Origin of the sequence: Streptomyces sp. KL109B (assembly GCF_030766935.1) — a bacterium.
In the GTDB taxonomy this organism is placed as follows: domain Bacteria; phylum Actinomycetota; class Actinomycetes; order Streptomycetales; family Streptomycetaceae; genus Streptomyces.
In genome coordinates this window covers 71,826-92,799 of the sequence record NZ_JASERL010000007.1, presented here as the reverse complement: position 1 = coordinate 92,799, position 20,974 = coordinate 71,826, and the positions used below count along the sequence as shown (strand labels likewise).

At 70.5% G+C, this 20,974-nt stretch carries 24 protein-coding genes; 20 read left to right on the top strand and 4 right to left on the bottom strand.

All coding sequences use genetic code 11. The features are described from left to right. Nucleotides 1-3 precede the first annotated feature (3 nt). The 3 genes from eccE to RBJ65_RS24070 all read left to right on the top strand — a co-directional run bounded on the left by eccE (nucleotide 4) and on the right by RBJ65_RS24070 (nucleotide 6,114). Entirely contained in the window at nucleotides 4-1,245 is a 1,242-nt protein-coding gene (gene eccE, locus RBJ65_RS24080) for a type VII secretion protein EccE (protein ID WP_306324339.1), read from the top strand. Then, entirely contained in the window at nucleotides 1,245-3,005 is a 1,761-nt protein-coding gene (locus RBJ65_RS24075; protein ID WP_306324338.1) for a hypothetical protein, read from the top strand. Before eccE ends, RBJ65_RS24075 begins: the two co-directional genes overlap by 1 nt. 304 nt (nucleotides 3,006-3,309) lie before the next feature. Beyond that, nucleotides 3,310-6,114: a MinD/ParA family protein gene (locus RBJ65_RS24070; protein WP_306332168.1), complete on the top strand. Its 2,805-nt coding sequence runs from the start codon at nucleotides 3,310-3,312 to the stop codon at nucleotides 6,112-6,114. A gap of 111 nt (nucleotides 6,115-6,225) precedes the next feature. Here the strand turns inward: RBJ65_RS24070 and RBJ65_RS24065 are convergent, their stop codons facing one another. Both RBJ65_RS24065 and RBJ65_RS24060 read right to left on the bottom strand, forming a co-directional pair. Then, nucleotides 6,226-6,969, bottom strand: coding sequence for a sporulation protein (locus RBJ65_RS24065; RefSeq protein WP_306323379.1), 744 nt, complete (start codon nucleotides 6,967-6,969; stop codon nucleotides 6,226-6,228). 129 nt (nucleotides 6,970-7,098) lie between these two features. After that, nucleotides 7,099-7,797, bottom strand: coding sequence for a hypothetical protein (locus tag RBJ65_RS24060; RefSeq protein ID WP_306323378.1), 699 nt, complete (start codon nucleotides 7,795-7,797; stop codon nucleotides 7,099-7,101). Nucleotides 7,798-8,048: 251 nt separating this feature from the next. On the opposite strand from RBJ65_RS24060, the gene RBJ65_RS24055 reads away from it, so the two are divergent. From RBJ65_RS24055 to RBJ65_RS24015, 9 genes are all read left to right on the top strand, one after another. Next, on the top strand, nucleotides 8,049-8,387 hold the full coding sequence (locus RBJ65_RS24055; RefSeq protein ID WP_306323377.1) for a hypothetical protein: 339 nt from the start codon (nucleotides 8,049-8,051) through the stop codon (nucleotides 8,385-8,387). A 74-nt stretch (nucleotides 8,388-8,461) separates the two neighbouring features. Further along, the gene (locus RBJ65_RS24050; protein WP_306323376.1) at nucleotides 8,462-9,631 is read left to right on the top strand and encodes a hypothetical protein; all 1,170 of its coding nucleotides are present in this window, start codon (nucleotides 8,462-8,464) and stop codon (nucleotides 9,629-9,631) included. 51 nt (nucleotides 9,632-9,682) lie between these two features. Further along, the gene (locus RBJ65_RS24045) at nucleotides 9,683-10,033 is read left to right on the top strand and encodes a hypothetical protein (RefSeq protein WP_306323375.1); all 351 of its coding nucleotides are present in this window, start codon (nucleotides 9,683-9,685) and stop codon (nucleotides 10,031-10,033) included. Nucleotides 10,034-10,035: 2 nt separating this feature from the next. Beyond that, nucleotides 10,036-10,701, top strand: a complete 666-nt coding sequence (locus RBJ65_RS24040) for a hypothetical protein (RefSeq protein ID WP_306323374.1) — start codon at nucleotides 10,036-10,038, stop codon at nucleotides 10,699-10,701. A gap of 174 nt (nucleotides 10,702-10,875) precedes the next feature. Beyond that, a complete protein-coding gene (locus RBJ65_RS24035; protein ID WP_306323373.1) occupies nucleotides 10,876-11,517 on the top strand; it encodes a hypothetical protein in 642 nt (213 codons plus the stop codon). Nucleotides 11,518-11,649: 132 nt separating this feature from the next. Then, complete coding sequence (locus tag RBJ65_RS24030; protein ID WP_306323372.1) at nucleotides 11,650-12,021, top strand: hypothetical protein; 372 nt, start codon at nucleotides 11,650-11,652, stop codon at nucleotides 12,019-12,021. Beyond that, a complete protein-coding gene (locus tag RBJ65_RS24025; protein WP_306323371.1) occupies nucleotides 12,012-13,187 on the top strand; it encodes a PE-PGRS family protein in 1,176 nt (391 codons plus the stop codon). Before RBJ65_RS24030 ends, RBJ65_RS24025 begins: the two co-directional genes overlap by 10 nt. A gap of 246 nt (nucleotides 13,188-13,433) precedes the next feature. Beyond that, the gene (locus RBJ65_RS24020; protein WP_306323370.1) at nucleotides 13,434-13,760 is read left to right on the top strand and encodes a WXG100 family type VII secretion target; all 327 of its coding nucleotides are present in this window, start codon (nucleotides 13,434-13,436) and stop codon (nucleotides 13,758-13,760) included. A gap of 97 nt (nucleotides 13,761-13,857) precedes the next feature. Beyond that, the gene (locus tag RBJ65_RS24015) at nucleotides 13,858-14,148 is read left to right on the top strand and encodes a WXG100 family type VII secretion target (protein ID WP_306323369.1); all 291 of its coding nucleotides are present in this window, start codon (nucleotides 13,858-13,860) and stop codon (nucleotides 14,146-14,148) included. A gap of 488 nt (nucleotides 14,149-14,636) precedes the next feature. Here RBJ65_RS24015 and RBJ65_RS24010 read toward each other — a convergent pair whose 3' ends face one another. After that, nucleotides 14,637-15,125, bottom strand: a complete 489-nt coding sequence (locus RBJ65_RS24010; protein ID WP_306323368.1) for a hypothetical protein — start codon at nucleotides 15,123-15,125, stop codon at nucleotides 14,637-14,639. Between the two features lie 175 nt (nucleotides 15,126-15,300). On the opposite strand from RBJ65_RS24010, the gene RBJ65_RS24005 reads away from it, so the two are divergent. From RBJ65_RS24005 to RBJ65_RS23975, 7 genes are all read left to right on the top strand, one after another. Further along, nucleotides 15,301-16,095 carry an alpha/beta hydrolase gene (locus RBJ65_RS24005; RefSeq protein ID WP_306323367.1) on the top strand — a complete coding sequence of 265 codons (795 nt, stop codon included), beginning with the start codon at nucleotides 15,301-15,303 and terminating at the stop codon, nucleotides 16,093-16,095. Between the two features lie 61 nt (nucleotides 16,096-16,156). Further along, nucleotides 16,157-16,627 (top strand): hypothetical protein, encoded by a 471-nt coding sequence (locus tag RBJ65_RS24000; RefSeq protein ID WP_306323366.1) that lies wholly within the window; start codon nucleotides 16,157-16,159, stop codon nucleotides 16,625-16,627. Nucleotides 16,628-16,660: 33 nt separating this feature from the next. After that, nucleotides 16,661-17,104, top strand: a complete 444-nt coding sequence (locus RBJ65_RS23995; RefSeq protein ID WP_306323365.1) for a type VII secretion target — start codon at nucleotides 16,661-16,663, stop codon at nucleotides 17,102-17,104. Between the two features lie 77 nt (nucleotides 17,105-17,181). Further along, nucleotides 17,182-17,823 carry a hypothetical protein gene (locus RBJ65_RS23990; RefSeq protein WP_306323364.1) on the top strand — a complete coding sequence of 214 codons (642 nt, stop codon included), beginning with the start codon at nucleotides 17,182-17,184 and terminating at the stop codon, nucleotides 17,821-17,823. Nucleotides 17,824-17,951: 128 nt separating this feature from the next. Beyond that, nucleotides 17,952-18,284, top strand: a complete 333-nt coding sequence (locus tag RBJ65_RS23985) for a hypothetical protein (protein ID WP_306323363.1) — start codon at nucleotides 17,952-17,954, stop codon at nucleotides 18,282-18,284. After that, nucleotides 18,281-19,219 carry a WXG100 family type VII secretion target gene (locus tag RBJ65_RS23980; protein WP_306323362.1) on the top strand — a complete coding sequence of 313 codons (939 nt, stop codon included), beginning with the start codon at nucleotides 18,281-18,283 and terminating at the stop codon, nucleotides 19,217-19,219. Before RBJ65_RS23985 ends, RBJ65_RS23980 begins: the two co-directional genes overlap by 4 nt. Nucleotides 19,220-19,248: 29 nt before the next feature. Continuing rightward, the gene (locus RBJ65_RS23975; protein WP_306323361.1) at nucleotides 19,249-19,896 is read left to right on the top strand and encodes a hypothetical protein; all 648 of its coding nucleotides are present in this window, start codon (nucleotides 19,249-19,251) and stop codon (nucleotides 19,894-19,896) included. 88 nt (nucleotides 19,897-19,984) lie between these two features. Here RBJ65_RS23975 and RBJ65_RS23970 read toward each other — a convergent pair whose 3' ends face one another. Continuing rightward, nucleotides 19,985-20,359, bottom strand: a complete 375-nt coding sequence (locus tag RBJ65_RS23970; RefSeq protein ID WP_306323360.1) for a hypothetical protein — start codon at nucleotides 20,357-20,359, stop codon at nucleotides 19,985-19,987. Between the two features lie 267 nt (nucleotides 20,360-20,626). Between RBJ65_RS23970 and RBJ65_RS23965 the strand changes: the two genes are divergently transcribed. After that, nucleotides 20,627-20,974 (top strand): type VII secretion target, encoded by a 348-nt coding sequence (locus RBJ65_RS23965; RefSeq protein ID WP_306323359.1) that lies wholly within the window; start codon nucleotides 20,627-20,629, stop codon nucleotides 20,972-20,974.

Here is a 20,974-nt window from a genome sequence, read left to right as displayed (position 1 = left end):
CCCGTGCAGGAACAGCCCGTAGGGCCGGCCAGGCCCAAGCTGCCCCGCAAGATCGGCAGCTTCGGGCCGATCAGCACGCACCACTTGATCATCATCGAGATCGCCCTGGCGCTCGTCGTCGCGGCCGCCGCGATCAAGGCGGTGCTGATCCTGCCCGCCGCCGTGATCGGCGGGCTGCTCGTCTTCCTCCAGCTCGGCCGGCGCCGCCGCCACCCGCTGCCCGAGTGGATGGCGATCGGCCGCGCCCTCAAGCGCCGCCGCCGCGCCTTCAACGGCCCGCCGCCCGCCGACATCGACAGCGGCTTCGCGCCGCTCCTCGAGGCCGACCCGAGTCTGCGTACGTACGAGTACGAGGCGCGCGACCGGCGCCTGGTGGGCTTCGTCGGCGACGGCACGTTCCTGACGGCACTCGTTCAGGTGGACTCCGCGCCCGGACCGCTGCGCCCGCAGGGCGAGGCCCGGCCGCTGCCCGTCGAGCTGCTCGCCGACTCCCTGGACGTCGAGGACATCCACCTCGAATCGGTGCAGTTGGTGCAGTACACCCAGCCCGCGCCCGCCCCGCACCTGCCGCCGCAGGCCCTCGCCGCGCAGGCGTACGCCGCGCTCCAGGCGCAGGCCGGCACCCCCGCGGTCCGCATGACGTGGGTCGCGCTCAAGCTCGACCCCGAGCTCTGCCCGGAGGCCGTGGAGGCGCGCGGCGGCGACCTGCGCGGCGCCCAGCGCGCCCTGCTGCGCGCCGCCGACCAGCTCATCAGCCGCCTCAACGGGCGGGGCTTCGTCGCCGAAGTCCTCGACGAGAACGCCGTCCTTTCCGCGCTCTCCGTCGCCACCTGCGTCAACCCGCGCGCCAACCTCAACGCCCAGTCCCAGCGCGGCAGTTCGGGTCCGCGCACGGAGGAGACCGTGCGTGCCTGGCGGTGCGACGACCGCTGGCACGCCTCGTACTGGGTCGGCACCTGGCCGCAGCTCGGCCGCGGTGGCACGCCGCTCGGCGCGCTCGCCTCCGGACTGTCCACGACCCGTACGCTCGCGACGACGTTCAGCGTCGCCCTCGCGCGCGCGGGCCGAGAGGACGTCGCGGTCAGTGGGCACGTGCGCCTCTCGGCGCGCAGCGAGAACGAACTCGGTCAGGCCAAGCGCGAACTCGAGCGCGCCGCCTCCGGCCTCAAGGCCGGCCTCGTCCGACTCGACCGGGAACAGCTCCCCGGCCTCCTCGCCACTCTTCCCCTCGGAGGCACGCGCTGATGAGCACCCCCGGAAACCAGGATCCCAACGGGCAGATGACCCCGGAGCAGCAGGCCGCGTACGCCGCCGAGCAGGAGCGCCGCGCCGCGGAGGCCGCGGAGCGGCGCCGCCAGTGGGAGGCGCAACAGGCCGCCGCTGCTCAGCAGCAGGGGCAGCAGGGGCAGCAGGGCGCGCCCGACCAGCAGGGCTCGTACGGCTATCCGCAACAGCAGCAGCAACCCGCCCAGCAGCAACAGCAGATGACGCCCGAGCAGCACGCCGAGCAGGAGCGCCGCGCCGCGGAGGCCGCCGAGCGGCGCCGCCAGTGGGAGGCCCAGCAGGCCGCCGCCCAGCAGCAGGGCGCGCAGCCGCAGCCGCAGCAGGAGGGTTACGGCTACCCGCAGCAGCAGGGCACGCCTGAGCAGCAGGGCGCGTACGGCTATCCCCAGCAGCAGCCGCAGCAGGGCGTGCCGGAGCAGGGCGGCTACGGCTACCCGCAGCAGGCCGCGCCCGACCAGGCGGCGCAGCAACAGGCCGCCGCCCAGCAGCAGGCCGCCGCCGAACGGGCCGCCGCCGAGCAGGCCGCCCAGCAGCAAGCGGCCCAGCAGCAGGCCGCCCAGCAGCAAGCAGCGCAGCAACAAGCCGCGCAGCAACAGCAGGCCGCCGCCCAACACGCCGAAGAGCAGCGGCAGTTGCGCGCCCGGTACCAGGAGGAGCAGCGGCGCGCAGAAGAGGCCGAGGCGCGGCGCCGCGAGTGGCAGGACCAGCAGCGGCAGCAGCAGATGGCGCAGCAACAGCAGCTCGCGGCCCAGCAGGCGGCGGCCGCCCAGCAGCAGTACGCGCAGCCGCACCAGCAGCCCGACCAGCAGCAGTCGCAGTACCCGCAGGACCCCCAGGGCGGCGTCGTCGGCGGCATCGCGGGCGGCGTCGGCCACGTACAACAGCAGCAGCCGGCGCCCACGGCGGCCACCGGCACCATGACGTACGCCCCCGCGCCCGAGGTCGGCTCCGGCCGGCCCACGCACCGGGCGCTCCCCGACGAACACGACGAGGACGACTTCGCCGAGTTCGAGGAGGAGTTCACCAGCCCCGGCTACGGGCTGCGCGGACCGCGCCGCCGTCGGCACGTGATGTCGAAGAAGTCGCTCGGCTCGCTCGGCGTGAGCGTCGGCGACGACGGCGTCGTCATCGGCGTCGACCCGCAGGGCGCGCCCGCCGTGCTCGATGTGCTGCGGCCGAAGCCCCGCGAGATCGTCGTCGTCGGCTCGATGTGGACCGCGCAGATCATCGCGCTGCGCACCGCCGCCATCGGCGCGCGCATCGCCGTCGAGTCGGTGCGCCCCGCCGCGTGGGCGCCGATGGCGCAGGCGGCGGGCGGCGGACTGCAGTGCGTCTCGGTGTACGAGCCGCGCCAACTCGCCGCGCAGGGCGCCTCGGTCGCCAGCCCGGTGCTCGTCGTACGGGACCTGGGCGCGCAGCCCGGACGGTCCCAGATCGCGCCGACGCCCTGGCAGTCGACGCTCACCGTCGTGCCGTTCCTCGGCCCGCGCGCGCCGCGACTGCTCGCCCGCGCCGACGTGATCGGCCTGCAGAACCTCTCCCCGCAGGAGGCGGAGGTCATCGGCCGGGTGCTGCGGCTGCCCGAGCAGATCACGCAGACGCTGCCGACGCTCAGCGAGGCGACGATGCTGTGGATCGCGGGCGACAAGCACCAGTACGTGATGGTGCAGCCGACCGAACCGGAGACCGGGCTGCTGGGCGGCCCGCGCCGGATGGACTGACGTCCGTAGACGTTCGTAGACGTCCGTAGACGTTCGTAGAAGACCGGCGGAGGCCGGCGGCGTGCGGTGGGTGGCCCCGGTGGGTGGTGCCGTAGTGAGCGGGTACATGACGTGTTACGTGATGCGTTGCGTGACGAGTACCGCCTTTACGGGGGCCGCCCCGCACCGTTTACGCTGTCGGGACGAACGGCTGAGACGCAAGTGAAGCGGGGCCGCCGCGACGGTCGGGGGCGACGACGCGCGACCCACCAGGTCCCGCCGGAACCGGTCGTTCAGGTGCACAGCAGAGACCAGGAGGCACAGAGTGACCAGTGACCGGGACCAGCGGAACCCGGAGCCCGGCGACGGTTCGATCGAGACGGAACTGACCGGCGAGTTCCGCCTCGATTTCGATGCGCCGTCCTGGTACGCGCAGCCAAGCGAGTCGAATACGACGCCGCCGTCCGGGACGCCCGCGCCGCCCGCTCCGCCCGCGAACCCCTCGACCGGGACGTCCGGTGGATTCGCGACCCCTCCGGCGGGTCCCCCGTCCGAGGGGTCCGCGCCGCCACCGCCGCCGGCCGCTCCCGGGTTCCCGACGTTCGGGGGTACGGGGGTGGGGGACGCCGCGCCTGCGGCTCCCGCCGCGCCGACCCCGCCCGCCGCCCCGGCCCCGGCCCCGGCCGCGCCGACGCCGCCCGAGGCGCCGGCGCCGGCTCCGGCCACCCCGCCCGCCGCCGAGCCGGCCGCTCCCGCTCCCGCTCCGCCCGCCGAGTCGAGCCACCGGTCCGGCGCGGTCGACCCCACGGGTGACCTGTGGGGGGACGACGACGATGACGAGGACACCACCGAGGGCGCCGAGGGCGCGGCGGAGTCCGGGACGGCGACGTCCGAGGCCACGGCGTCCGAGGCCGCGGCGGCGCCGAACGAGCCCGAGGCACCGGCCGGTTCGGGTGCACCCGCTCCCGCGGCCGCCGACGCCACGGCCCCGGCGCCTCCGGCCGCTCCGACGGCGCCGGACGCGGCGCCCGCCCCGCAGCCGCCCACCGCCGGTGGCTACGGCTACCCGCAGGCCCAGCCTCAGCCCCAGCCGGCCCCCGGCCAGCCCGCGCCGCAGCAGCCCGCCCCGGGTTACGGCTACCCGCCGCCCGCGGCGCCGCAGCCGCAGGCGTCCGGGTACGGCTACCCGCAACAGCAGCCCGGTCAGCCCGGTCAGCCAGGCCAGTCCGGTCAACCGCAGCCGCAGGCTTCCGGATACGGCTACCCGCAGCAGCAGCCCGGCCAGCCCGGTCAGCCTGGCCAACCGCAGCCGGAGGCCTCCGGGTACGGCTACCCGCAGCAGCAGCCCGGCCAGCCCGGCCAGCCCGGCCAGCCCGGTCAACCGCAGCCGGAAGCCTCGGGCTACGGCTACCCGCAGCAGCAGGGTCAGCCGGGTCAACCGGGTCAGCCCCCTGCGCAGCCCGCGCCCGGTCAGCCCGGTCAGCCGATGCCCCCGCAGCAGCCGGGTCCGTACGGTCAGCAGCCCGCGCCGCAGCAGCCGGGTCAGCCTCAGCCGGGTCAGCCCCAGCCGGGCCAGCCGCAGCCGGGTCCCTACGGTCCGCCGCCCGGCGCGCCGCAGCAGCAGCCGGGTCCGTACGGCCAGCCGCCCGCGCCGCAGCAACCGGGCCCCTACGGTCAGCCGGGCCAACCACAGCCGCCGGCCGCCGGTGGCTACGGCTACCCGCAGCAGCCGGGCCAGCCGCAGCCCGGTCAGCCCCCGGCCCAGCCGCAGCCGCAGCCGGGCCAGGAGGCGGCCCCGCCCGCCCAGTTCGGCCAGCCGCAGCCGGGTCAGCCCCAGTCGCAGCCGGGTCAGCAGGCCGCTCCCGGTGCCCCGGCCCCGACTCCGTATCCGCAGCCCGCCGTTGACCCCCGTGCGGGCTGGGACCCGGGCGCGGGCCAGCAGCGTTCGGCGCCCGGTGCGCCGCTCGGCTACAACGCGCAGGTCGAGCTCAGCTCCGACCGACTCCTGCGCAACCAGCCGAAGCGCAAGAACAACAACAAGGGGCCCAGCAAGTTCAAGCTGGGCGCCAAGGCGGCCGAGGCCGAGCGGCAGCGCAAGCTCCAGATGATGCGTACGCCGGTCATGTCCTGCTACCGCATCGCCGTGATCAGCCTCAAGGGCGGCGTCGGCAAGACGACCACGACGATGTCGATCGGCGCGACCCTGGCCTCGGAGCGTACGGACAAGATCCTCGCGATCGACGCCAACCCGGACGCCGGCACTCTCGGCCGCCGCGTCCGCCGCGAGACCGGCGCCACCATCCGTGACCTGGTGCAGAACATCCCGAGCCTGCACTCGTACATGGACATCCGGCGCTTCACCTCGCAGGCCCCCTCCGGCCTGGAGATCATCGCCAACGACGTGGACCCGGCCGTCTCGACGTCCTTCAACGACGCCGACTACCGCTCCGCGCTCGACGTGCTCGGCAAGCAGTACCCGATCATCCTGACGGACTCGGGCACGGGTCTCCTCTACTCGGCGATGCGCGGAGTCCTGGACCTGGCCGACCAGTTGGTCATCATCTCGACGCCGTCCGTCGACGGCGCGAGCAGCGCCAGCACCACCCTCGACTGGCTGTCGGCGCACGGTTACGCGGACCTCGTCCAGCGTTCCCTCACCGTCATCTCCGGTGTCCGCGAGACCGGCAAGATGATCAAGGTGGACGACATCGTCAGCCACTTCGAGACGCGCTGCCGCGGCGTGGTCGTCGTCCCGTTCGACGAGCACCTGGCGGCGGGCGCCGAGGTCGACCTCGACATGATGCGCCCGAAGACGCGCGAGGCGTACTTCGAGATCGCGGCGCTGATCGCCGAGGACTTCGCGCAGCGCGCCGAGGCCCAGATGCAGGCGGGCGGCGGCATGTACGCGGGTCAGCAGCAGCCGGGCATGCCCCCGGCCGGCTTCCCGCCGCAGGGCTACCCGCAGCAGCAGCCCCCGGCCCAACAGCCCGGCCAGCAGCCCGGCTACGGCTACCCGCAACAGCAGCCGCCCCAGGCCCCTCCGCAACAGCAGCCTCCGCAGCAGCAGCCGCCCCAGCAGCCGGGCGGACTGCCGCAGGGCTGGACGACGCAGCAGCCGCCGCCGCAGTAGGCACCGGCAGCAGTAGCAGTAGCAGTACGAGGAGGGGGCCACGTCCGACGCGGACGTGGCCCCCTCCTCGTACGCGCTCGCTGGCGCCTACCCGCTAACGCTCCCGCTTCCTCACCGCTGGAACGTCGCCCGCAGATGCTGGTCGAGCCAGGCGGTCAAGGCCTGCACGTCGAGGTTGGCGTAGGGGAAGGCGAAGGGACCGTAGCTGCCGGTCACCAGGTCGAGCGAGTCGTGGCGCGCGAAGAACATCGACTCCAACTGCCCGCCGGGGCGCCGGTACTCCGGCGGGAACCACATCTCGATCTCCTGCCAGAAGTTCTCCTGGGAGTTCTGGCCGCCCTTCGGGGTCCCCTTCTTCACCTCGGCCTCGTCGAAGCGGAACCCGAGGTTGGCGTACGCCTGGAGCAGCGCGTCCTGGGCGGGCAGGGCGTGCACCTGAATCTCGTCGAAGTCACCGCGGTCCACGGCGTTGTCGACGGTCAACTCGGTACGGACCGCCACCCGCGCCCCCTTGAGGGGCCGCCCGCCGAGCATGTGCGTCAGCGGCGTCTCCCACGGCACGTCGATCGTGACCTGGCCGTCGACCGTGTCCTCGGCCTTCAGCGCGAACCGCTCGCCGAGCACCAGGGACCTGACGACACCGGGATTGGCCCACAGCGTCTCGGTCTCCTCCAAGTCCTCGAAACGGGTGACGAGTTGGATCCGGACCTTCTCGACCTCGATGTCCACGGACCCGCCCCGCAACCGCACATTGCAGTGCAACTGGTCACCCGGCCGTACGGCACTCGTACTGAGCGTGGTCTCGACGTCCGGCGCACCGACCCCGAGCGAACTGAGGAACTTACGAAAAGCCACGAACACCCTCTCCCCGGGCCGCCGACGCCATGGCCTGGACCGTCCAGGCACCCCGCCCCGACCCACTGCGGGAACACTAAGTCATTGTCGAAAAGCGGCAGTTGGGTCAGGAGAGGGTAGTCGGGGCGGTCACTGGAAGGGCAGCGTGGCCATTCCGAAGATTCCGACGGCGAGCCGGAACAGGATCGCGAGGACGAGCCCGATTCCGCCGATCACCCACAGCCATTCCTCCGTGGCCTTCAGCGGCTTGGGGATCAGCTGGTCCGCCTGCTTCGAGGAGGGGCCGATCCCCTTCTTCGGGAAGGACCCCGTCAGCGCGCACTTGAATCCGTACGCGAAAACCAGCAGGAAGAAGAAGCCGCCGCAGAGGTAGTTGGCCACGGATTCCACATTGGTGATGCTGAGCGTGCCATTGCCGGCACGGTTCACCGAGAGTTCCCCGGCGTGCTCGTCGGCGACCTTCTTCGCGGCTTCGGAATCGGCGCCGTTCTTGCTCAGGGTGATCTGCGCGGAACGGTCCACGACATCGCCGTCGTCCGAGCGGAAGGTTCCGTGGCAGGTCGTCTGGTACGCCACGGTCCCGCCTCGCGTGGACCTGCTCTCCTTGTGGTCCTCAACGCACTTGCTGATGACGAGTTTTCCCTGCGTGCCGACGTACCCACTCGACATCGTGGCGTTGAAGAAGGTCCAGTACATGCCGCCGAGGGTCAGCACCACCAGGACGATGCCGAAAACCCGTCCAACCGGAGACGGCGGCGGAACGGGGCCCGACTCTTCGGGGGGCGACTGGCCGGTGGACGGCTGGGGGGAGGGGGCGGGTGTCTTCACCGGTGCTCCGTGGGGTGTCGGTGACCTGGGACGTTCATGGCTCGCGTGCCGATGGGCCCCGATACGGTACCGCGAGCCGTGGGGCCGTCCGCGAGAGGGAAAAGGGCGGAGAAACGGCTCTCGGTGGGGACTGTGGATGGCGTGTGTGAGGGCCGTGTGCACGCGTCCGGAATGGGTGTGGCGGTGGGCTAAGGTACGCGATGCAGTTCGGCTGTGATCGTGACAGGTACCAGGCACAGGGGGAAAGCCGCGTGGCGGGCAAGGGCTTCGATGTCGATACGAACGTGCTGAAGGCGCAGGGCGAGGCCTTCGCACGCATCGCCGACAGTTTCGACTCGACGGCGAAGAAGTTCGACAAGACGCTGAAGGGCCTGGAAGAGCCGTGGGGCGACGACCAGATCCAGCTCGTCAGCGAACTGCTCCTGGGGTACGGCTCCATCAGCGAAGGAATCCGTGGTTCGTTCGAAAGCCTCACCAACAGGCTGAAGGCCATCGGCGAGGGGCTCGAATACATGGCCAAGGAGCACGACACGACCGATGAGGGTCATTACAGGGACCTGATGAAGGCCGCTCAGCAGCACCACTCCTGAATCGGCGAATTTCCACGGATTCAACGGATTCAACGGATTCCACGGATTTCAAACACGGGGAACAAGCAGTAACCATGGACATCAAGCTGCCCAACGAGCTCGACTGGCTTCTCGACATCCTCGGCTTCCAGTGGCCCAACATCGACATCGACACGATGATCGACGCCGCTCAGGAGTGGACGGACTTCGGTTCGGCGGTGCAGGAGTTCGCGCACACCGGAAACGCCGCCGCGTCCGCTGTCACCGCGGTGAACTCAGGTGACGCGGTGGACGCGTTCGTCGAGGAGTGGGGGAAGTTCGGCGACGGCGGCCTGGGGGTCGGCTACCTGGACCTGATCCACGAGGCGTCCGTCGTACTGGCCGGCCTGCTGGAGATCTGTGCGGTGATCATCGCCGCGATGAAGATCGCCATCATCGTCCAACTCATCGATCTGGCCATTGAGTTCGCCGTCGCTCAGGCCTCGGCCGTCGTCTCCCTCGGCGCCTCCGAAGCGGCGCTCGCCGGCCGCATCGTCATGATCCGTATGGTCGTCAAGCGCATCATCACCGAGGCGATCCAGAAGATCGGCGAAGCGGTGCGGAAGGCGATCGGCGAGTACGCCGTCAAGAAGGCCGCCGACATGGCCAAGGACCTGGCCAAGGAGACGGCGAAGGAGTTCGGGAAGGCCCTCGGCTCCCAGCTCACGCAGCTGTCCCTCGGCGCGGGCATGCAGGTGGACGCACTGGCCAAGGGCGTGGTCAACCCGGCCCTGAAGACGTTCACCGGCACGAAGTGGGGCGACGACGGCCTCGAGGCCGACGGTGTCGGCAAGGTGGCCACCGGAGCGGTCCAGGCGGGCAAGGGCATCGCGGAGGGTGACGCGGGGAAGGCCTGGGAGGGCTACCAGACCGCGGTGAAGGGCGCCCGCGACGGCATTGGCTCCCGCTACGACGAGCCCGGTCAACCGACCGCGACCACGGAGCAGTCGGGTACGGGGGAGGGCGGCGAGCCCACGACTGGAGGCGACGGTGGCGGCGGCGAGCCCACGACCGGTGGAGACGGTGGCGGTGGCGGTGGCGGTGGTGAGCCGACGTCCGGTGGCGACGGTGGTGGCGGCGAACCGGCCTCCGGTGGTGGCGGTGGTGAACCGGCCTCCGGTAGCGGTGGCGGCGAGCCCGCCTCGCCCTCGCGCGACGGCGGTTCGACGGCCGCGCGTGCCCTGTCGGGTTCCGAGGACGACAACGCCCGTGCCACCTTTGGCTGACCCGCACCCCGTACACGTACACGTACACACCCCAAAGGGGGACCCCACACCATGAGCACCGGAAACCGCTTCGGTCCGCAGGACGAGCGCGACTATCCCATCGAGGACAAGAACCTCACCGAGGAGCAGAACGAGCACCTCACCGCGTCCCTGCGCAAGGTCCGTGACATGCCGGGCGCCCCGCCCGCCCTGCAGGACCTCGCCCGTGAACTCCTCGGCGGACGCATGGAGTTGAAGGACGTACTGGACTCGCCCGCCGGCCACCGCGCCCTCGGCGAGGGCCTCGCCCCGCTGCGCGACCAGTGGCGGAACATGTCGCCGCAGGAGCGTCAGCAGGTCAGGGACTACGACCCGGACGAGGACCCGAAGAACGCCCCGAAGCGCGACGGCCGGATCCGGTAGCAGTGGCCACGAACACCGAGGCGTGGGAGCGCCACCGGGAACGACGCTCGTACGTGTACCGGCGCGGACCCGGCTGGATCTTCGGTGCCGTACTGCTCCTCGCCGCCGTCAAGGCGCTGCTGGGGCTGGGCGGTTGGGTCGGCTGGCACGTCACCCCCACCGACGGGACCGGCACGCCCGGCACCTTCACCACCGCCTCGTGCGCGTCGGCCACGAGCGGCGGCGGCTACCGCTGCACGGGCACCTTCGAGCCGACCGGCACCAGCTCCGGCAACGGCGGGGCGCACGGCGGGACCGACCACGACGCCGTCTTCGCGACCCGCACCGAGTGGCCCAAGGGTCTCCAGGAGCACCTCTACCGGGGCCAGGACGGCGCGTACAGCTACAGCAACCCGGGCACGGTGACCGCGTCCGAGCTCGGCGGGGCGGCGTTGGGCCTCGGAGGCGTCGCGCTGATGTCGGCCTGCGGGGTCTTCTTCCTGGCGACCGGCTTCACGCCGCGTACGCGACGCTTCAGCGGAAGCTGGTCCAGGTGGGGCCGCGTCACCTTTCCCGAGGCCTGGCGCACGCTGCGCTCGCGCAAGCCTGCGCTGTGGTCGTTCGCCGTCCTCGCCGCGCTCGCGCCCGTCCTGGCGGTGACCGGAATCGCCGTGGTGTTCCTGGCATGACTCATCGGCGTGTGGCGCGAACGCGAACGCCGCTTCGGCAGGATCACCCTCGGGGCAGCGTGGCGGGTCGTACGACATGAGCGCGGGGCCCCGCCGCCCTGCCGGTCCTCGCCGTCGCGACGGTGCTGTGTCCGGTGTTGTTTCTCGGAAGTCGGCTGGCAGGAGGCGCGTGACATGACGGTGGGACCGAGCGACGAGTGGCGGGAGCGCGTCGAGGCGCGCAGTGCCTACGTCATGCGGCATCTGGGCGGCTGGCTCCTCGGAGCGTTCGTCGTCCTGGTGGGCGGCGTCTTCGCGCTCGTCGGGGCCTCCGCCCTCGACGGGGGCGTGACGGTCACGGCGCAGCCGGGAACCTTCCGGGTCCAGTCGTGCGAGTTCGCCCACGACATCAACAACTGCAAGGGCACCTTCGAGGAGAACCTCGGCGGGCGTACGTCGACGGGCGCTTCGCTGGAACACATCGGGCGTACGCGACCGGGCGACCGGCTGCCCGCCTTCAAGGTGCCGGACGGCTACACCTCGTACCCGAGCGGCGAGCTGGCCCCGAGCGACCTCGCGCGCGGACTCGTCCTGACCGGCGCCGGGGTGGTCGCCGTCGCCTGTGGCCTGTTCGCCGTTTTCACCGGCTACTCGCCGCGCGCCAGCTACACGAGCGGGCGCCCGGACGCGTCGTACGGCCGTATCGGCCTGGTGGGGGCGTGGCGCGGTCTGGGGCGCGGGCGTTGGGCTCCGGTGCGGCTGATCCTCTGCGGCCTTGCGGGACTTGGGGTGCTCGCCGCGGCGGGTGCCGGGGTCGTGTCACTTCTGTACCGCTGAGAGCCCACCCTTCGGGTGATTCCCCTGTGCCGAGCCGGGCGCGTGTGCCGAAATCACTAAAGTCACCTCCTCGGACAGCGGCTTCGCGGACATCGGTATCCGTGGGCGCGTACATCGGAAACGGGGAAGCACATGGCAGCTCTCGGCCCGGTTCTCGGCTCGATCGGCCTGGGTTTTGATGTCGACCCGGCGGTTCTCAAGCAACAGGGCGCCATCTTCGGCGAGTTGGGCACGTCCTTCAAGTCCGCCGCCAAGGAACTCGGGTCCGCCCTGGAGGCCGCCGAGGCGGACTGGGGCGAGGAGTTCATCGGGACGTTCAACGACATCTACGAGCCGGTACGCGAGGGCATGTGCGCCTCCATGGTTCACCTCGCCGCCCAATTGGCGGAAATCGGCGGGAACTTGAGGACGATGGGTGCGCGGTACGAGTGCGCCGAGGACGAGCAGACCCGGCTCATGGCCGGGCAGCACGCGAACCTGGGCGGCGGCCGGGCATGGCTCTGACCCTGCCCGACGAGGTCGCCTGGGTCCTCGACCTGCTCGGCTACACCTGGCCGGACGCCAACGAGGACAGAATTCATGAAGCTGCCGTGGCCTGGCGGCAGTTCGCGAGCGCGGTACGGGACGTCCAGGGTGACGGGGCCGACGCCGCGGGTGCCGTACTCGACCACAACTCCGGTGCCGCGTCGGCGGGTTTCGAGGCGGCGTGGCGGAAGTTCAGCGGTGGAGGTGGAGGTGGAGGTGGAGGTGGAGGTGGCGGCGGTGGCGGTGGCGGTGGCGGGGGCGGTTACCTCGTCGACGCCGCGACGGCCGCCGAGATCCTCGCCTTCGCACTCGACGCGGTCGCCGTCGTCGTACTCGCGAGCAAGATCGCGGTCATCGCCCAACTCATCGCGCTGGCCTGCGAGATCGCGGCGGCGCAGGCGGCGGCACCCGTCACGCTCGGGATCTCGGAGCTCGGCGCGGCCGGAGCCACGCAGGCGACTCGACTGATCGTGCGCCGCCTCCTGGACGAACTGAAGCAGAAACTCATCCAGCAGGTGACCGAGGCCGTCGAACAACAAGCGGTCCAGTCGCTCAAGGGCCTGGCCCTCGACGCGGTGAAGGGCGCGGCCGTCGAGGCGGGGAAAGCGGCCGGCCAGAACCTCCTCCAACAGGGCACGCAGAGCCACTTCGGCGCGCAGGACGGCATCAAGTGGGGTGAGGCGGCCGTGGTCGGCGCGGGCACCTTCGCCGCGGAGACCGTCAACGGCGCCGCGGACACCATCGGCGAGGCCATGGGACACCTCGGCCCCGCCGGTCAGGCTCTGGGCGCGGCCGCGAGCGCGGGACTCGGCGCGGTGGGCGAGGGCATCGGCGACGGTGTCACGGCGACGGGCGAGGGGGTGGGGCAGGGCGCGGGAGCGGCGGCGCGGGACATCCTGAACAGCACCGCCGAGAGCGGCTTGCCGAACGCGGTCCCGGCGCCGGAGGAGGTGGCGCGGGGCATGGTGGAGGGCGCCGCGGAAAATGCCACGGAGAACGCGACGGGCACGCTCGGCGATACGACCCAGAACGGAATCGCCCGCCTCAGGGGCGAGCCACCGATCGGAGGCGAGCCACCGACGAGCGGCGGCAGCGGCCCCGACCGCCCCACGGAGGACGACCGCATCAGATCGGTCTTCGGGTGACGTAACGGACGTAAGCGGAAATGTTCGTGGGCAAGAATCCCCGCATCCCCGCACGTATCGAACGGTGACAATGTGTGGATCCTGTCACGGCACGGTCGGTCACCTGGGAACCGTCTTGGGTGACCGTGTCAGTTGTGGCTAAAGTAAGGTCGCGGCACTATCGAGAAGTGCCACCCGTGCCCCAGTTCCCTCCGGGAGTCGAGAGGCGCGGGGACCGATGTCGAATTCTCATGGGGGCAAGTGGCCATGGCCGGTCAATTTAATGTCACGCACGAGGAGATGGTCGCGTTCAGCGGCCGCATCTCGCAGGTGAACGAGTCCATCCAGGGTGAGATCCAGCGACTGCAGACGGTGGTCGACTCGATCACCTCCGGCTGGAAGGGCCAGGCGGCCACTGCGTACAACAACCTGCAGAACCAGGTGAACGAGGACGCCACCGCCCTCAACCGCGTGCTGAACGAGATCAAGGAAGCCATCGACTCGACGGCCCAGAACTACCAGACGTCCGAGGACGAGCAGGCCGCCTCGATCCAGCACGTCTCGTCGGGCGCCGAGGCCTCTCCCTTCGGATGAGCCGCCCCGGCCGCTGATCCCATGATCCCAGTGGGTAGCGCGCCGCCGTCGTAATCCTTCATCACCTTTCCGTCCAACATCCCCCGGGGGAGACATCATGTCCGGTCAGGTTCTGGTCAATTTCCAGACCATTTCCCAGGCTTCGCAGGACGTCAAGTCCACGGCCAGCAACGTCCGCCAGCAGCTCGACGACCTCGAGGCCGGCGTGAAGCGGATCGCCGCGAGCTGGGAAGGTTCGGCCCAGGAGGGCTACCAGCAGAAGCAGCAGGAGTGGGACCGCCGCGCGGCTTCCCTCCACCAGACGCTCGAGTCGATCGCCCGCGCGCTCGACACGGCCGCCCAGAACTACCAGGCGACCGAGAGCCGCAACACCAGCGTCTGGTCGTAACGCGACGACGCAGCGGTACGTAGCCGGGGCCGGCAGGCGCGAACAGCGCCTGCCGGCCCCGGTCGTATGTCGGGGGTGGGCGAGGCCGCGATTTTCGGCCACCGGGGTGGGGTGAGGCCCGTCCTCCGCATATGAACCCGCTTTCCCTGACTTACACTCGGCGCTCGCAGTGCTGAGGATGGTCATCCGGAGCGGGGGGCTTCGCGCAATGCCCAATTGGGGAAACGCGGGGATACCGGTGTCGGTATCGGTATCGGTATCACTACTGGTATCGGGGTCGGTCGAGGTCCGTCATGGCCTCTGACTTCTCGCGATTACTGAGGCAGGATTTCTCGGACATGGAGGCGTCCACCGCCGCGTGGCGCCAACTGTCCCGCACCATCGACTCGTTGATGTCCCGTCACCGTACGAAGGTCACCGGGTCACTGCGCCACTCCTGGAAGGGCGACGACGCCGACAGCGCGCTCTTCTTCCTTGAGGACGTCGAATTACGGCTGGGCGTGGTCGAGACCGAGGCGGCGGCCGTCGCGAGCGTCGTGGACACCACGCGGATCTGGATGTTGGGGGCTCAGGCCGCGCTGCGCAATGCCGTGCGGCGGGCGGAGGCGGACCGGTTCGAGGTCGACGACGACGGCTGGGTGAGCGACCCGACGACCGCGGACCTGCCGCACAACGATCCCGACGCGCAACAGCTCGTCGCCGACCGCGCCGGTCTGCTCGGCGAGTACCGCGCCCGCATCGACGAGGCCCTGGCCGACGCGCGCAAGGCCAGCGACGACGGCGCGAAGGCGCTCGGCCGGCTGAACGGCGACATCCTCACCGACCCGCTGAGCAACGACGCCGCGGCCGAGTCGGCCGACGACGTCAAGCGTGCCATGAAGGACATCGGCGTCCAGGACCCGCAGATCCCCGAGAGCCCCAAGGCCGCCGCCGAGTGGTGGAAAGGGGCTCAGTGCGGACGAGCAGCAGGAGTACACCGCCCTCTACCCGAAGCGGATCGGCGCGGCGGACGGCCTGCCCACCGACGTACGCGACGACGCGAATCGCACCGCCCTCGCCCAGGAACTCAACGCCCTCCGCGAAGGCAATTACGCCGAGGAATTCCCCGGGGAAAGCGTCGAGACCGTCAACCAGCGCCTGAAGAACGCCGAGTTGCTGAATTCCCGGCTCGACGCCGCGGACAGCGCGCCCAAGGGCAAAGAGCTGTACCTCATCGACTACGACTCCAAGGACGACGGGCGGGTCGTCATCGCGATGGGCAACCCGGACACGGCCGCGCACACGGGGATTTTGGTGCCGGGGACGAATACGAGTGTGGAGGGGGTGCCGGGGCAGCTTGCGCGGATCGGCAAGTTGCAGGAGGCGGCCTTGAACCGGTCCGACGGCGAGAGCGTGGCCATGGTCAGCTGGATCGGTTACGACGCGCCCGAGGCGTCTTCGAGCGACTTCGGCAGCGTCGGGGGAACAGGGCGGGCTGAGGAAGCCGCGCCCGACCTGCGGCGGTTCGTCGCAGGCACGCACGCCTCCCACGACGGGGCACCCAGCCACACCACCGTCATGGGACACAGCTATGGCTCCACTGTGGTCGGTGCCGCCGCGGCCGGAGGCCATGGCCTGGGGGCGGACGACGTTGTGGTGGTCGGCAGCCCCGGCATGACCGTGCACGAGGCATCCGACCTCCAGATGGACCCGGAACATGTCTGGGCCGGCGGAGCCAAGGACGACCCGATCATCAACAACTTCGCCGGGCTCACGCTTGGAGACGACCCCTTGAACGCGCCGTTCGGCGGTAACAACTTCGAAGTCGATACCAGCGGCCACAGTGGCTATTGGGACGACGGCAGTCAGTCTCTCGACAATCAGGGATCGATCATTGCCGCAAGTCCTCCGCGCGAAGTACCGAAGGAAGTCAATGAGGATCCGGCCCCAGGCACATTCATCGGTTAGTACCCGCCATTGGCTCAGGGCTTCAGCCCTGTGTGCCGTGTTGCTCATGACTGGAGCGTGCATGTCCCAGAACGACGACCGGAACGCCCCGCTGCCGCGCGTGGAGCGGGACGCGGCCCTGAAGTGGGCCAAGGACTTCACCGTCTACATGGCCGGAGTCTCGGGTGCGGAAATCGTTCCTAGCACCGCAAGGACAAACTTCGAGGAATGTATCGGAGCAAATGGCGAGATCGCGGACGACGGCCGGTACAGCCTCTTCTACTACATCTACTCGTCGGCTCCCACGACACAGCACACAGACATGGTGCGAGTCCTGAGGGACTCACTCCGGAAGCACGGCTACAAGGTCACGGACTACCGCGAATTCAAGAACGCATACGAATCGGCTCTCATGTGGGCCGAGAACGAGAAGAACCACTACCGCGTCATGGCCGAGACGGTTGGGTCAGGAAAGACGAAGCCGCAGCGGTTCTCCTTCTCCGTACGCACCCCTTGCCTGCTCCCGCCCGGCGCCAAACAACAGCAGTTCTGACACGAGGAACACAAGGGATACGGGAAGCCGAGCATGTCCAAGGAAACGCACGTAGACCCCGCCGAGCTCCGCGCCTCCGCCGCGGTCGCAGACGCGCTGGCCGAGGATCTGGCGGGCCCGGCCGGCAAGGCGGTCAAGGAGGCGGCCACGGCGGGGAGTTCGCTCGCCGGGTGGTCGTTCGGGGCCGCCCTGAGCGACGTATCCAGCAGCTGGAAGCCGGCCCTGGACGGCCTCCACGCACGCATGAAGGCCGGAGCCGCGAACCTCCGCTCGTCCGCCCAGGGACACGAGTGGAACGACCAACGCACCAGCAAGGACTTCGAGAACCCCGGTACGGGAACGGGCTCGGCCACCGCACACGCGGTGGCCGGCGAGCTGCCCGCCGTGCTGCGCAGGCCGGGCGGCGACTCCGCTCCGCGTTACGGCAGCGCACCGATCGGCACCTGGCCCACCGCGGGGGAGAACCCTTTCGGCTGAGTGACCTCGGTGACGTCAGTGGCTGCACGCCACCGCGTAGGGTATGCCGACCAGTGTGGGATCGGGGGACGTACGCAGTGAACAAGGAATGCCGCGCCCAGGTCGAACCGCACCTCCAGGCCGGCGAGCAGCTGATCGCCGTCTGCGAGTGCGGGTTGGCGCCAGGGATGCCGGGCCACCCGCTGTGGTTGGTCCGGCCCCGGCAGGAGTCCGATCTCGAGCGGCGCATCAAGGCCAGGCTCCCGGGGCCGGTGCAGCGATTCCTGGAGCCGAGTCCGCCGAAGCCGCCCTCCCGGACCGGGCGCGTCGTGGACGCTGTCGACGACCGCATGGAGCGCGTCGAGAGGGCGATCGACAACGGCCTCTACCGTGCCATGCACGGCAAGGCACTGCACGGTGGCTGGGACAGCCAGGCCGGGAAGTTCTTGGCGGCGTACTACACGACACCCAAGATCGTGGTCCAGCTGGCACTGGCGTTCACCGACCGTCGTGTGCTGGTCCTCGGGGATCGCGCGAAGCTGTGGCAGCTCAATCGGGTCTACGAGCCCCAATGGGAGATGCCGCGGGCCGCCGTCGCCGGAATTCGCGCGAACCCGAAGGGCATCGTCCAGCGGGGGCGTTTTGAATTGGTGTTCGCCGACGGGTCGTGGATCGCGCTGACCGCGTCGGTGCTGACGCATGCGGAGCCGTTCGCGGCGCGTACGGGCTTCGGGGGCTGACCGCAACCCGGCGAATCCGGGTGCGGCGAATCCGGTTCCGCTTGGTGCGAGCCCGCCCTATCGGCACACCGGATGACCCACTAGGCTTTTGTGGCCATTGCGACGCAAAATCTCAACGGGGGCGAGGTATGGCCAACGAGTACGCCGTCACGCAAGACGCGCTGACCAGGTTCTCGAAGACCGCGCAGGACCGGGCCGAAAAGCTCAGGAAGATACGTACGGCGCTGGGCGATCACTCGCCGAGTCCCGATGCCTTCGGGAAGCTTCCGGAGGCCGAGCAGACTTCCCAGGACTACCAGGAGCGTGTGGACGCCACCCTGGAGAATCTGGACCACGCCGCTGAACAGCAGGAGCAGATCGGCGAGTTCATCGAGAAGACCGCCCGCTCGTACCAGGAGACCGAAGAGCACACGGGCGACCAGATCCGCACGATCGCGGCGCAGAGCCGGGGGACGATATGAGCGGGCCCGCAGGCGCGGCGGTCGATGCGTACAGCAAGGTCAACGACTGGATGAGCCCCATGAGCGGGGTTCTCGACGAGCTGATGCGCCCGTTCGTCGAACCGCTCGCCGAGCAGCTCGAATTCGTCACCGGCGATCCCGAGGGGCTGCAGGCAGCGTCCGACCTCTGGAAGAAGCAGGCCGAGGAGATGCGCGATCTCATCGCCGATCAGCGGCGTGATCGCAGCGACCTGTCCCATGAGTGGACCGGCGAGGCCGCCGACGCGTTCATGAATGAACTCATCGACCTGGAAGCGGAGTTCGAGGCCGAGGCCGCCGACATGGAGGGCACGGCCGAGCTCCTCAAGGAGGCGGCCGACGAGTGTCGCGTCATCCAGGACATGGTCGAGGACGTCATCCGCGAGCTGATCGAGTGGGCGATCGTCACGCTGGCGGCCTCGGCCGCCTTCGCCGCCCTCACGGCGGGAGTCTCGGCCGCCGCCGGGGCCGCCGCGGCCGCTGCGGAGGGCTCGCTCGCCGCCACCCGGATCGCGACCCTGGTGGCCCGGTTGGCCAGAGTGCTTCAGAAGATCGCGGATGCGATGAAGGCGCTCAAGGCACTCGCCAAGACGAGCCGGTTCAAACCGGCGAAGCCGTGGACCTGGAAGAGCATCAAGGAGCCCGGCCAACTGGAGGCGTTCGCCGCCAAGAAGGTCGTCAAGACCACCGGTAAGGCCGTGCTCGGGGCCGTCGGCCTCACCGGCGACCCGGTGGGGCAGACCGCTCAGGACGGCGCGACGGGCGCCGCCGGCATCGCCGCCGACGAGGCCGACGACCGGCTGGCCGGCAACCGCAACCCCAGCACGGCCGCCCGCGAGGACACGGGCATCGCCAATCCGTCCGACGCGGATCACCAGACCGTGGAGCCGCGCTTCCGGGACAATCCGTTCGGCTGACCAGCCGCTCCGACTGAGGTACATACCCGATGAACAAGGAATGCCGCAGCCAGGTCGAACCGCACCTGCAGCCCGGCGAGCAACTGATTGCGGTCTGCGAGTGCGATGTGGCGCCGGGGGTGCCGGAGCGGCCGTTGTGGTTGCGCCCGGAGCCACGGGGGTCCGATCTTGAGCGCCGTATCAAGTCCCGGCTTCCCGGCTCGGTGCAGCGCTTTCTGCAGCCGCGTACTCCGAATCCCGACTCCCGCGTTGAGCGGTTCACGGACGGCGTCGAGCGGGTGTCGGACAGCGCTGGGCAGGCCGTCGACGACGGGCTGGCGCGGGCCGCGCACGGCAAGGGATTGCACGGCGGCTGGGAGAGCCAGGCTGGAAAGTTCCTGGTCGCGCACTATTCCTCCGCGTACATCCCCGCTACTCAGCTGGCCGTCGCGGTCACCGACCGCCGCGTGCTCGTGATGGCGGATCGCGCGAAGGTGTGGCAGCTCAAGCGGGCGTACGAACCCCAATGGGAGGCGTCGCGGTCAGCCGTCGCCGGAATCCGGGCGAACCCGAAGGGTGTCGTCCAGCGGGGGCGCTTCGAGTTGGCGTTCGCCGACGGGTCGTGGATCGCGCTGGTCGCGACGGTGCCGACGCACGCCGAGCCGTTCGCCGCGCAGGTGGGGCAGGTAGGAGCCTGAGGGGTGCGGGTGGGGAGGGCGGCAGACCGTCGCCCTCCCCACCCGCAGCCACTCCGCTCCACTCCACTCCACGTCATCTCACCCCACCTCACCCGAACATCGGCCCATCCCCCAACGTCGCAACCCCCGCCCCCACACACATCGCCGCCAACGCCCACCGCGTCCGCCCGAACCGCGCCAACACCACCCCGCACCCGCTGACGACGCCACCCGCGAGATACAGCACCGTCCACGCCCCGGCCCCGCTTCCCTGGCCGAGCCGGATGCCCGTGACGACGACCGCGACGAGGGCGATCAACCCGCAGATCCCCGCGCACACCCGCCGCGCCTGCCGGGCCGCACGCCGCCGGTCCAATACGACTCTCTCCCGCCCTTGGCCCCGGAACCGCGCCGTCAGCGCCTGCTGCGGCGCCTCCCGCGTCTTCAACTCTCCTTCGAATCCCGAGCCTGAGCCATGAGTCATGTCGCGGAGCCTAAACGCCACGGATCGCCCTGGTGGCCGAGGCGACAGGTTCCCTACACTCCCTGCCCAAGTCGACACCTCACGCGCACGCCCGCGACGCTCCCGCACCCGACGCCACCGTCGTACGTACTGGTCAGGGCGGCGCGACCGTTCCCGCCGATCCCCAGGAGCCCCCTTCCCCCTCCCCGGGGGCCGTACGATGATCGCCGCGATCGCCACGGTCGCCGTATCGACTTCGGGACACATCGGGGGAGCTGTCCAACACCCATGGCAGACATGGCACACACCATCGACATCAACGCCGCCCGCGTACGCGCCACGGCCGACGACACCGAGTCCCTGGCCCGCCAGACGGCGAAACGCCTGAGCCACTCGCTCGACACCAGCGACGAGGTGCGCGCATCGCACCCCGGCCCCGGCTGGCACAGCCCCGCCGAACTTCAGGCCTGCGCCCGCGCCTGGGAGGAACACATGGTGTCGCTCGCCAAGCGGATGGGCGAGTTGAGCGAGAAGTTGCGGGATTCGGCCGACAGTTACGACCGCGCGGACGCGGAGGCCGAGTCCCGCCTGCACGCCGGCCTGAACGCCCTCGGCGGCGACCACGGGAGGGCCTGA